General features: G+C 65.8%; 12 protein-coding genes. 6 read left to right on the plus strand and 6 right to left on the minus strand.

All coding sequences use genetic code 11. The annotated features are described in order from the left end of the window. Positions 1-119 precede the first annotated feature (119 nt). On the plus strand, positions 120-734 hold the full coding sequence (gene cobO / locus IG169_RS13610) for a cob(I)yrinic acid a,c-diamide adenosyltransferase (RefSeq protein ID WP_193176763.1): 615 nt from the start codon (positions 120-122) through the stop codon (positions 732-734). Between the two features lies 1 nt (position 735). After that, a complete protein-coding gene (locus IG169_RS13615) occupies positions 736-1,989 on the plus strand; it encodes an NAD(P)/FAD-dependent oxidoreductase (protein ID WP_193176764.1) in 1,254 nt (417 codons plus the stop codon). Here the strand turns inward: IG169_RS13615 and IG169_RS13620 are convergent. Beyond that, on the minus strand, positions 1,956-2,507 hold the full coding sequence (locus tag IG169_RS13620) for a methyltransferase family protein (protein ID WP_193176765.1): 552 nt from the start codon (positions 2,505-2,507) through the stop codon (positions 1,956-1,958). The genes IG169_RS13615 and IG169_RS13620 overlap by 34 nt on opposite strands. Positions 2,508-2,704: 197 nt before the next feature. Between IG169_RS13620 and IG169_RS13625 the strand changes: the two genes are divergently transcribed. After that, complete coding sequence (locus IG169_RS13625; protein ID WP_193176766.1) at positions 2,705-3,676, plus strand: hypothetical protein; 972 nt, start codon at positions 2,705-2,707, stop codon at positions 3,674-3,676. Positions 3,677-3,706: 30 nt separating this feature from the next. Here the strand turns inward: IG169_RS13625 and IG169_RS13630 are convergent, their stop codons facing one another. Both IG169_RS13630 and IG169_RS13635 read right to left on the minus strand, forming a co-directional pair. Continuing rightward, positions 3,707-5,284, minus strand: coding sequence for a DHA2 family efflux MFS transporter permease subunit (locus IG169_RS13630; protein ID WP_210326009.1), 1,578 nt, complete (start codon positions 5,282-5,284; stop codon positions 3,707-3,709). A 34-nt stretch (positions 5,285-5,318) separates the two neighbouring features. Continuing rightward, positions 5,319-6,545: an HlyD family secretion protein gene (locus IG169_RS13635; protein WP_246717376.1), complete on the minus strand. Its 1,227-nt coding sequence runs from the start codon at positions 6,543-6,545 to the stop codon at positions 5,319-5,321. Between the two features lie 125 nt (positions 6,546-6,670). On the opposite strand from IG169_RS13635, the gene IG169_RS13640 reads away from it, so the two are divergent. After that, entirely contained in the window at positions 6,671-7,363 is a 693-nt protein-coding gene (locus tag IG169_RS13640; protein WP_193176768.1) for a TetR/AcrR family transcriptional regulator, read from the plus strand. Position 7,364: 1 nt separating this feature from the next. Here IG169_RS13640 and IG169_RS13645 read toward each other — a convergent pair whose 3' ends face one another. The 3 genes from IG169_RS13645 to IG169_RS13655 are packed head-to-tail and all read right to left on the minus strand — an operon-like array spanning position 7,365 to position 9,476. After that, positions 7,365-7,769 carry a VOC family protein gene (locus IG169_RS13645; RefSeq protein WP_193176769.1) on the minus strand — a complete coding sequence of 135 codons (405 nt, stop codon included), beginning with the start codon at positions 7,767-7,769 and terminating at the stop codon, positions 7,365-7,367. Between the two features lie 36 nt (positions 7,770-7,805). Then, complete coding sequence (locus tag IG169_RS13650; RefSeq protein ID WP_246717377.1) at positions 7,806-8,669, minus strand: helix-turn-helix domain-containing protein; 864 nt, start codon at positions 8,667-8,669, stop codon at positions 7,806-7,808. Between the two features lie 21 nt (positions 8,670-8,690). After that, positions 8,691-9,476, minus strand: coding sequence for a TSUP family transporter (locus tag IG169_RS13655; protein WP_193176770.1), 786 nt, complete (start codon positions 9,474-9,476; stop codon positions 8,691-8,693). Positions 9,477-9,564: 88 nt separating this feature from the next. On the opposite strand from IG169_RS13655, the gene IG169_RS13660 reads away from it, so the two are divergent. Together IG169_RS13660 and IG169_RS24360 are read left to right on the plus strand one after the other, a co-directional pair. Next, positions 9,565-9,993, plus strand: coding sequence for a tellurite resistance TerB family protein (locus IG169_RS13660; protein ID WP_193176771.1), 429 nt, complete (start codon positions 9,565-9,567; stop codon positions 9,991-9,993). A gap of 272 nt (positions 9,994-10,265) precedes the next feature. Then, positions 10,266-10,424 (plus strand): DUF6732 family protein (locus IG169_RS24360; protein WP_343225653.1); only part of this gene is annotated, 159 nt, incomplete at its 3' end.

Genomic DNA, 10,424 nt, shown 5'->3' on the forward strand with positions numbered 1-10,424 from the left:
CCGCAAGTGTCGACAACCACACCGGTTTTTCGACCGGACAGGATGACTTCTGGAACCAACGCATCGAATGGCTTAGCGTGGCAGGCGACCTGCCGAAGCATGAAGAACGGGAAAACAGAATGAGCGCGGACAACGACAGCGAACGCCACGCGACGAAGATGGCCAAGAAGAAGGCGGCGCGCGACAAGATCATGGCCACCAAGACGGACGAGAAGGGGCTGATCATCGTCCATACCGGCAAGGGCAAGGGCAAGTCGACGGCGGCCTTCGGCATGATCTTCCGGCATATCGCGCATGGCCGCAAATGCGCCGTGGTGCAGTTCATCAAGGGCGGGATGGAGACCGGCGAGCGCAACCTGATCAAGGAGCGCTTCTCCGACATCTGCTCTTTCTACACGATGGGCGAGGGCTTCACCTGGGAGACGCAGAACAAGGAACGCGACATCGAGGCGGCGAAGGCCGCCTGGGAAAAGGCCAAGGAACTGATCCGCGACGAGACCAACACGATGGTTTTGCTCGACGAGATCAACATCGCGCTGCGCTACGACTATCTCGACGTCAACGAGGTGGTGGAGTTCCTGAAGACCGAAAAGCCGCCGATGACGCATGTGGTGCTGACCGGGCGCAACGCCGGCGAAGAGCTCATCGAGGCGGCCGACCTCGTCACCGAGATGGAACTGATCAAGCATCCGTTCCGCTCCGGCATCAAGGCGCAGATCGGCGTCGAGTACTGAGATGGCATACGACGCCATCGTTCTCGGGGCCGGCATCGCCGGCGTATCGACCGCCATCCACCTGCGCAAACGGGGGCTTTCGGTCGCGCTGGTCGACCGGCGCGAGCCGGGCGAGGAAACGAGCTTCGGCAATGCCGGCATCATCCAGCGCGAGGGGATCCACCCCTATCTGTTCCCGCGCGACCTGCGCACCATCATCGACGTGGCGCTGAAACGGCGCACCGACGCCGACTATCACATCACGTCGCTCGCCTCGGTCGCGCCGTTCCTGTGGCGCTATTTCCGCGCATCGACGGAGGAGGGCGGACGGCGGTCACTGGCGGCCAACGTACCGATCTTCGCGCGTTGTCTCGAGGCGCACGAGGCACTGATGGACGAGGCCGGCTCGTCCGGGCTGATCGCCAAGCGCGGCTGGATCCGGCTGTTTCGCGACGACGGCGCGATCCCGGAAGCCGAGGCGCAGGCGCGCGAATTGCGCGATTTCGGCCTCGATGCGGTCATGCCCGACATGACCGAACTGCAGGCGCTGGAACCGCATGTCGACGTGACGCAGCTTGCCGGCGCGATGCATTACCGCGATCCGTGGACCTGCAGCGACCCCGGCGCGCTGGTGAAATCCTATGCGGACCTGTTCAAGCGCCTCGGCGGCGAGATCGTCCAGGCGGAAATCTTCGGGCTGGAAAACGGCAACGGCAAATGGACGGTGGCGACCGACGGTCCGGCGCTTTCCGCAGAGCACGTCGCGGTGACGCTGGGGCCGTGGTCGAAGAAGCTGCTCGACGCGGCCGGGCTGCGGCTGCCGATGGGCGTCAAGCGCGGTTATCACGAGCATTACGGCGCGACGGGCAACGCCTATCTTTCCCGGCCGCTGGTCGACGACGAGTTCGGTTTCGTGCTGGCGCCGATGGCGCGCGGCATCCGGCTGACCTCGGGCGCGGAATTCGCCCGCCAGGAAGCGGCGAAGACGCCGGTGCAACTGCGCAAGGTCCTGCCGATGGCGCGCGACCTGTTTCCGCTCGGCGACAGCGTCGACCCGGAGCCGTGGATGGGTGCGAGGCCGGTCTTTCCGGACATGCTGCCGGTCGTCGGAAGGGCGCCCGGCATGAACGGTATCTGGCTCAATTTCGGCCACGGACATCACGGTTTCACGCTCGGGCCGGCAACCGGCGAACTGGTCGCGCAGATGATTTCCGGCGAGACGCCGTTCTGCGATCCGGAACCCTACAGCGCCCAGCGCTTCACGCGGTTGCAATAGGCGGCATAGGCGTCGCCATAGGTTCGGGCGAGCCATTTTTCCTCGTAAGGCACGGCGAAGACATAGAGCACGGCTAGCGATCCCGAGGCGATCGCGGCCGGCCAGGATGCGGCGAGCATCGTCCAGCCGGCGCAGAGCGCCAGGTTGGCGACATAGGTCGGGTTGCGGCTGCGCGCGAAAAGCCCGTCGGTGACGAGTCCGCCGCGCGCGCCCATCGAGCGGTCGAGGCCGAGCTTCATGATCGCCCATGAACTCACCCAGCTCGACACGAAGGCAAGCGGGAAACCGGCATACCAGCGGATCCAGACGGGCCAGTCCCAGGCGTTCCAGCTCGCGCGGCCGGCCATGTATGCGGCGCCGATGGCGAGGATCGTCACCGTCCATGTGACGATGCGTGCCGGCCAGCCGAAATCAAGCGGCGGCCAGACCGGGCGATCGGGCCGGTTCGCCGACCACGCGACGATGAACGCGACGGCGGCACAGCAGGTGCAGGTTATGGCGGCGAACACATACGCCATGGCAGGCGGTTCCTATGTCGTTGTTCCCGGTTTTACGGAGACATAGGCGCGAAACGGCAAAGGCCAAGCGGGTTGCGGCCGGCGGCGCGGCGAAAGACGGCTTGCGAAGAATTGCAGGTAATTCCTTAACCACAAGGTCACGACGTTCCCCTAGGATTCGGCATCGGGCGACTCCGGCGTCCGCTAGGGGAGTAAAGATGAACTTCGTAGCCCTGATGAAGAGATCCGGCCTCGAGGTGGCGACCGAGAGCACGCTGCTCTATGACGCGGTGCCGCATTTCGATGCGGCGGAACTCGCCGCGCATCTGGAACCGATCCTGAACGGCGATCCGGTGACGATCGTCAAGGAGGAGGTGGCCGGCCCGACCCGCTATCTCACGTTCAAGGCCGGCGGCTGCAACATCATTGTCGAGGCCGGAAACGCCATCCGGCAGCGGGCTTCCTATTTCGAGGCGCTCGACTGGCCGATGCTGCACCGGACATTCCCCGACGCGGAGGAGGCCGTGCGCGCCCATCGCGCGCATGTGCAAATCACCGTAGAGGTGGAGTACGATGCCGTCGCCAATGCGCTCGGCATGCGTCCCGTGAATTCGAGCTTCGCGCGCAGCCTGCTCGCCGGCCGAGTGACGGCCGCGGTCTGCCGGATCGCGATGCCGACCGGTATCTACTGGAAGGGCTGCGAGATGCTCTACAAGCCGGGGCCGTTCCTGCGCGAACTTGATACCGAGCCGGTCGATCTCTTCGTCCGCGTGACGCCGTTTTCGAGCAACCGCCCGATCATGGGCGTCCGCGCCATCGGCGCGTCGACGCGCGGGGCGTTCGACCTGCTCGGCCGGGAGGTCGTGCTGGAGGAGGCGCCGGTTCCCGTCGAATGGGCGATGCGGACGCTGCACGGCTTTATCGCGCGCTGTCATGCCAACGGCGCCTATCTGCCGCATCTGTCGACCTACGCGCCCTCCAAGGGCGACATCATGATCGTCCGGCACCTGACGTCGACGCCGGAAATCGACGAGCCGCATATCTCGCTGGAAGTGCGACGGGTCGAGGAAGTCGGTTACGACGCGGCGATGGACGCGTTCGCACCGGTGGAAAAGCCGCGCTGGGACGGGATCGAGCGGCGCACGCGTCCGAAAAGCGCAAGACCCTTCGGACGGCGCAGCCTGAACTAGGCCGCTTCGAACAGGCTCGCGCCGCCGGGATCAGTGCCCGGCGGGCGCTGCGGCGGCTTCCGGCTTTTTCATCATCATGGCGGCGATCGCCAGCCCGGCGAAGAGCAGGGTCAGGACCCAGAACACGTCGGCAAACGACATCACCCAGGCCTGCTGGCGCACCATGCCGGTGACCTGGTTCAGCGCCGCGTCCGCGCCGGACAGGCCGTCGGCGGTAAAATTGCGGGTCAGATCGTCCAGCATATCCACCGCGGTGCGGTTGGCCCAGGTGACAGCCTCGGCGAGGCGCGCGTAGTGAAAGTCGTCGCGGCTGGTCAGCATGGTGTTGATGACAGCCAGTCCCACCGCGCCGCCGAGATTGCGGGTGAGATTGAACAGGCCGGAGGCGTTCTTGATGCGCTCCGGCGGCAGGGTGCCGAGGGCGAGGTTGTTGATCGGCACCATGCACAGCATGAGCGACACGCCACGCAGGATCTGCGGCAGCAGCAGCTCATAGTAATCCCAGTCGGCGGTGATATCGGTCATCAGCCATGTGCCGGCGCCGAAACCGACGAAGCCGATCATCAGCATGACGCGCAGGTCGATGCGGGCCGACAGCGCGCCCGCGACCGGAGCGGTGAGGAACATGGCGAGCCCTGAGACGAACATGGTTTCGCCGATCATCAGCGCGTCGTAGCCGCGCACCGAGCCGAGATAGAGCGGGTAGATATAGGTCAGCCCGTAAAGCCCGACGCCGAGGACGAAGGAGAAAAGCGAGCCGAAGGCGAAATTGATGTCCGTAAAGGCCTTGAGATCGACGACGGGAACCTTGGCCCGGAAGGCGCGGTAGAAGAACAGGATGGCGCCTGCGGTCATGATCACCGCGAAAGAGGCGATGGTCCGGTCGGACAGCCAGTCATTCGCCGGGCCTTCCTCGAGCACATATTCGAGCGCGCCGAGAAAGGCGGCCATGCCGAGGAGCCCCCACCAGTCGAAGGTCTTGGCGAGATCGCGTTCCGGCTCGTCGAAATCGATCAGCGTCCAGGCGGCGATTGATACGCCGATGCCCGGAATGACGTTGACCAGGAACAGCCAGTGCCATGACATGGCATCCGAGATGTAGCCGCCAACCGTCGGGCCGATCGTTGGTGCGAGGGTGGCCACCAGGCCGATCATCGGCGAGACAATGGGGCGCTTGGACGGCGGGAAGATCGTGAAGGCGGCCGCGAAGACCGAGGGGATCATGCCGCCGCCGATGAAGCCCTGAATGGCGCGGTAAACGATCATCTGGTCGATATTGGTCGCGGTGGCGCAGAGCATCGAGGCCAGCGTGAAGCCGGCGGCTGAGACGGTGAACAGCACACGCGTCGACAGGATGCGCGCCAGGATGCCCGAAAGCGGGATCATGATCACTTCGGCGATCAGATAGGAGGTCTGCACCCAGGCGATCTCGTCACGTCCGGCTCCGAGGCCGGCCTGGATCTCGGCCAGCGAGGCGGAGACGATCTGGATGTCGAGGATGGCCATGAACATGCCGAAGACCATCGCCAGAAAGGCTATAATCCGGCGAACCGGCATCGCCTCCGGGTCGGCGCCGGCATGGGCCGGAGAAAAGGTCGTGTCGCTCATGACCGCGTTTCCCTTGAGCCTAGCGCGCCCGTGCCTACTCGGCCGCGTGCAACGCGCCGTCGGGGGCGGTGCGGGTGTCGATGTCTACCACGACGCTCATGCCGGCGCGCAGGCGTCCGCTGGCGAGCGCGTCGGCGGGAAGCGCGATGCGCACCGGAACGCGCTGGACGACCTTGGTGAAATTGCCGGTGGCGTTGTTGGGCGGCAGCAGCGAGAACACCGAGCCGGACGCCGGCGAGACCGAGACGACCGTGCCCTCTATGGGATCGCCGTCATAAGCGTCGACGCTGATCGACACCTTCTCGCCCGGTACGACGCCGGCGATCTGGGTTTCCTTCAGATTGGCGTCGACATAGAGCGCGTTCACCGGGACGAGGGCGGCGAGCCGCTGCCCGGCGGTGACGAGGTCGCCCTCATGCGCGGCGAGATTGCCGACCACGCCGTCATAGGGCGCGTGCAGGACGGTGAAGGCGAGGTCGCGGTCCGCCTTGTCGGCGGCGAGGTGCAGGGAGGTCAGCGCGCTCTCGGCCTCGGCCTTCTGGGCCTGAAGCACCGTGATATTGGCCCTGGCGGCCCGAATGCCGGCTTGCGCTCCGGCAAGGCTCGCACTGGCCTGTTCCCAGGAAGCCTTGGCGGCGTCGAGGCTTGCTCCCGACGCGTGGCCTTCCGCGGCCAGCGTGACGGCGCGATCGCGCGCGGCCTTGGCATTGGCTTCGGTCGCGGCGAGGGCCTGTTGCTGGGCTTCAGCCTGGGCGAGCGCCGCGCGGGCGCCCTCGATCTGGGCGTCGATGCGTTCGATGGCGAGTTTCTGGCTGGCGATCTGCGCCTTCGCCTGATCGGCGGCGATGCGGTAATCGCCGTCATCGAGGGTGACGAGCGGATCGCCTGCCTTGACCATCTGGTTGGCGGTGACGTTCACCCTGGCGACGTAGCCGGACACTTTCGGCGAGACAGTAGTGATGTTGCCGTCGATATAGGCATCGTCGGTGGAGACCATGAAACGGCCGACCGTCCACCATTGGTGGCCGTACCAGCCCGCGCCGGCGAGGGCGGCGAGGGCGACGGTGGTCAGGATCAGGCGGCGCACCGGCGAACGGCGCGGCTTCTGCTCCTGCTTGACCGGAGCGTCGCCGACGGCATCCGGCTTGCGCGCGGTTTCGTCAACCGGGCGGGGAAAAGGTTTCAACTCGGCGGTGTGCGCCGTGTCTGGCGCGCCTGCGGCCGGGGCTTCGTTCTTGATGGCAGGATCCGATGTGGACATGACTGCATCCCTTACGCGAGATAAAATGAACCGAACCGTTCGGTTCGAATTGACATAGACCGTCTGTCGGTCCATATCAAGAGGAAATCGAACCGCCTGGTTCGATAATTTTGCGAGGTCCCGAAATGCCTGGCCTGTTGAAGAATGAAGCAAGCTTCAAGAAAGCGATGGACGTGGCGGACAAGCAGCCGAACCGCCGGGTGGCCGGGCAGGATCCGGTCAAGCGCCAGCAGATACTGGACGGCGCCAAGCGCGTGTTCATGCAGGTCGGGTTCGACGCCGCCAGCATGAACGACATCACCCGCGAGGCGGGCGTCTCCAAGGGCACGATCTATGTCTATTTCGAAAACAAGGAAGACCTGTTCGGCGCGCTGATCGACCGGGAACGCTCGGCGCTCTTCGCGTCGCTGGCCGACGCGCTCAAAGAGGGCGGCACGGTGCGCGAAACGCTGATGCGCTACGGCGTGCTGCTGGCGACCCGGATGACCTCGGTGCAGGTGGTGCGCGCCCAGCGCATGGTGATCGGCGTCACCGAGCGCATGCCGGCGCTCGGGCGGCGATTCTTCGATACCGGACCGGATTCCGCCAAGGTGCTGCTGAGCAATTATCTGGAGCGCCAGATCGAGGCCGGCCTGCTCGACATTCCGGACAGGGTGCTGGCGGCGCAGCAAATGTTCGACCTGTGCACCGCCGGCCTGTTCCGCTCCTGCATCTTCGGCGTCCGCGAGGCGTCGCCGCCGGCCGACGAGATCGAAAGGGTCGTGACCAGCGCCGTGGAGATGTTCCTGGCGCGCTACGGGACGGGGACCGAGGGCTGACCTATTCGTCCGCCTTCGGCCAGTAGGTGCCGAAGCACCAGAGATTGCCTTCCGGGTCGCGGCAGATGAATTCACGGCTGCCGTAGTCGCGGTCGGTCAAGCCCTGCTCGATGGTGACGCCCGAAGCGGCGACCTTCTCGTGCAACGCGTCCACATCGCCTACGGCGACATAGAGCGACTTTCCGCCGGTCGTGCCGGGGCCTCCGACCTTCTTGCCGTAATCGTCGTCTCGCGCCGTGCCGAGCATGATCATCGACGATCCGAAAGAAAGTTCGGCATGCGCGAGTTCGCCGGTCTCCGGGTAGCGGGCCTTCAGGGAAAAGCCGACGGTGTCGCACAGCCATCCGATCATGGCGCCCGGGTCGGAATAGCGAAAAGTTGCATAGATTCTAGGGGCTTCTGTCATGTCGTTCTCCATTCGAGTCAGGTCGATGGAGGCAGGCTACATGGCGCCGAAATCCGATTCTTGAAGAAATGTTCCAGTTTCGCGCGGGCCGATCTCGCGCTGCCAGCGGCGCGGCGGCGCGCCGGAGAACTCGACGAATTCCCGCGTCATGTGCGCCTGGTCGGCATAGCCGCAGGCCGCCGCGATCTCGGCCCATCCCGAGATGCCGGGGCGGTTTGCGAGGTCCGTTGCGTGGCCGAAACGCACCACCTTGGCGAAGGTCTTCGGGGCCATGCCGATCTGCTCGCGGAACTCGGTGACCAGGCGCTTGCGGCTCCAGCCGAGGTCGCGGGCGATGTCGGCCATGCGCAGGTCGCCGCGTCTTTTCGCGATCTCCCGGTAGGCGCGCAGGGTCTCCGGGGCGATAGCGCGGTCCGATCCGGCGATGCGGGCGATGACGAAACGCTCGGCGAGGCGGATGCGTTCGTGCCAGCCACTGGCTTCGGCGAGCCTGTCGGCGAGTTCGCGCACCGCCACGTCGCCCAGGTCGTCGAGACGTATCATGCGGCTTGTCAGTTCGAGCAGGGGCATGGCGAAGAACAGGCGCGCGCCCAGCGGCGTGAAGTCGATTTGCAGGCACTCGGCGTCGCCGCGGGAATCCATGCGGACATGGCCGGGATGCAAGCCCGCCGTGAAGCTGAAATAGCGGTCGTCCCTGCTCGGCCGGCGGTCCAGTGCGATAGCGAAGGGGCCCCGGAAGGAAAAGATCAGCGGGACGACCAGCGACGCGGCCTCGACGCCATCATGCATCGCTTCGCCGCGTTCCTCATAGGCCGAAATGGCGCTGACGAGTCCCGTCAACGGGCCATCGGGCAGGTGTCGGATCAGGAGCTTTCCGGTGTCGGTCGCGACGTTTTCCATCGCGCCGCATTCTAGCACAGTCTAGACGCCGAGCCAGACGCGCAGCGGATGGGCCGGGTCGGACACGAGTTTGACGGCCAGCGCCAGGCAGACGATCACCAGCACCGGCTTGATGACGCGCGCGCCGCCCTTCATGGCGACACGGGCGCCGACCTGCGCGCCGGCGAATTGCGCGGCGCCCATGGCAAGCCCGGTTTTCCAGAACACCGCGCCGGCGAAGGCGAACAGCACCAGCCCGCCGACATTGGAGGCGAAGTTCAGCAGCTTGGTGTGCGCCGTCGCGCGGAGAACGCCGAAGCCGGCGAGCGCGACGAAAGCCAGCATGTAGAACGATCCGGTGCCCGGCCCGAACAGCCCGTCATAGAAGCCGATCAGCGGCGGAACCGTGACGCCGAAGAGGGCGGGGCGCATGCGTTCGGCGCGGTCGATGTCGTCGAGGCCCGGCTTGAGCAGGAAATAGAAGGCGATCGCGACGAGCAGTACGGGCAGGACCGCGCCAAAGATCCTGCCGGGCAGGACGGTCGCGGTCAGCGCGCCGGCGATGCTGCCGGCGAAGGCGAGCAGGGCGGGCAGCATTTGCGCGCCGAGCTTCACGTGGCCGTGGCGGGCGTAGGTCCAGGTCGCCGACGCCGCGCCGAACATGCCCTGAAGCTTGTTGGTGCCGAGCGCATGCACCGGCGGCGCGCCGGCGAGCAGCAATGCGGGGATGGTGATCAGCCCGCCGCCGCCGGCGATCGAATCGACGAAGCCCGCGAGAAACGCGGCGAAAACCAGCAGGAGAAGGATGTCGGACGAGAATTCGAACATGGAGCGCGCCTCGCGCCGCTAGACCACGGCTTGCCGATTTGCGCAAGCGGCGACTCGCGCTACTGTCGGCCAAACGGAGACGAGTTCGATGGTCTTTGCCTGGCTTGAAGCGCTGAAAACACGGCTCGAAAAGGAACGCGTCGCGCGCATGGTCGCGAATGACCCGGCATTGACGGCCGAATTGCTGCTGTTGTTTCGAGTGATCCTCGCCGACGGCGAGGTCACGCAGCGCGAACTCAACATCTTCAAGCGCATCTGCCGGGAATCCTTCGGTCTCGACCCGGAGGCGATGGACGGCGTCTACGCCTATCTGCACGATTTCGCTTACGAGACGAGCGCCGCGCAGGCGGCGGCGGTCTTCGCCGACCTGCCGCAGGAACGCCGCCAGGCGCTGCTCGACCACATGATCGCCATCGCGCAAGCCGACAAGGAAATCGACGAACGCGAGGAACGGTTCGTGGTGCGCATCGGCGATCTGCTCGGCTTCGACATCACCGAGATACACAAGGGCGACTGAACTTGGGCGATTGAACTTGGGCGGCTGAACGTCGTCGCATTTCTTTCCCGCAACGTCGCGCATCGAATTGACCCGTTGCCGCCGCTTGCATAGGGTGCCCGCGTTATCGGCAGTGCTCCCGTCGTCAAGCCGGGGCCGAACAGGTGTCCGTCGCGGCCGACCCAATCCGGGGGCGCGGTGACGGAACTGCCGCAAGGTCCGGGCAACCGCGCGCATCGCGCCGCGGCCGCGCATCGTTGATAACGGACATGCGGACCTTGGGAATCGAGATCATGACAATCGCAACGCGCCTTCCGGCCCTGACGGCCTTTCTCCTCATCGCCTCGCCGGCCTACGCCCATTTCGGCCATGTCGGCGAATTGGCGGGGCACAGCCACTGGATCGGGCTCGCGGCGGGCGCCGCGGCTGCGGCGATCGCGACCGCGGTCACC

The organism is Oricola nitratireducens (assembly GCF_014904745.1).
In the GTDB taxonomy this organism is placed as follows: domain Bacteria; phylum Pseudomonadota; class Alphaproteobacteria; order Rhizobiales; family Rhizobiaceae; genus Oricola; species Oricola nitratireducens.

Excerpts from the sequence above, each read along its gene's own strand:
- cobO (WP_193176763.1), top strand. The coding sequence starts at position 120 with ATGAGCGCGGACAACGACAGCGAACGCCACGCGACGAAGATGGCCAAG.
- IG169_RS13615 (WP_193176764.1), top strand. The coding sequence starts at position 736 with ATGGCATACGACGCCATCGTTCTCGGGGCCGGCATCGCCGGCGTATCG.
- IG169_RS13620 (WP_193176765.1), bottom strand. The coding sequence starts at position 2,507 with ATGGCGTATGTGTTCGCCGCCATAACCTGCACCTGCTGTGCCGCCGTC.
- IG169_RS13625 (WP_193176766.1), top strand. The coding sequence starts at position 2,705 with ATGAACTTCGTAGCCCTGATGAAGAGATCCGGCCTCGAGGTGGCGACC.
- IG169_RS13630 (WP_210326009.1), bottom strand. The coding sequence starts at position 5,284 with ATGAGCGACACGACCTTTTCTCCGGCCCATGCCGGCGCCGACCCGGAG.
- IG169_RS13635 (WP_246717376.1), bottom strand. The coding sequence starts at position 6,545 with ATGTCCACATCGGATCCTGCCATCAAGAACGAAGCCCCGGCCGCAGGC.
- IG169_RS13640 (WP_193176768.1), top strand. The coding sequence starts at position 6,671 with ATGCCTGGCCTGTTGAAGAATGAAGCAAGCTTCAAGAAAGCGATGGAC.
- IG169_RS13645 (WP_193176769.1), bottom strand. The coding sequence starts at position 7,769 with ATGACAGAAGCCCCTAGAATCTATGCAACTTTTCGCTATTCCGACCCG.
- IG169_RS13650 (WP_246717377.1), bottom strand. The coding sequence starts at position 8,669 with ATGGAAAACGTCGCGACCGACACCGGAAAGCTCCTGATCCGACACCTG.
- IG169_RS13655 (WP_193176770.1), bottom strand. The coding sequence starts at position 9,476 with ATGTTCGAATTCTCGTCCGACATCCTTCTCCTGCTGGTTTTCGCCGCG.
- IG169_RS13660 (WP_193176771.1), top strand. The coding sequence starts at position 9,565 with ATGGTCTTTGCCTGGCTTGAAGCGCTGAAAACACGGCTCGAAAAGGAA.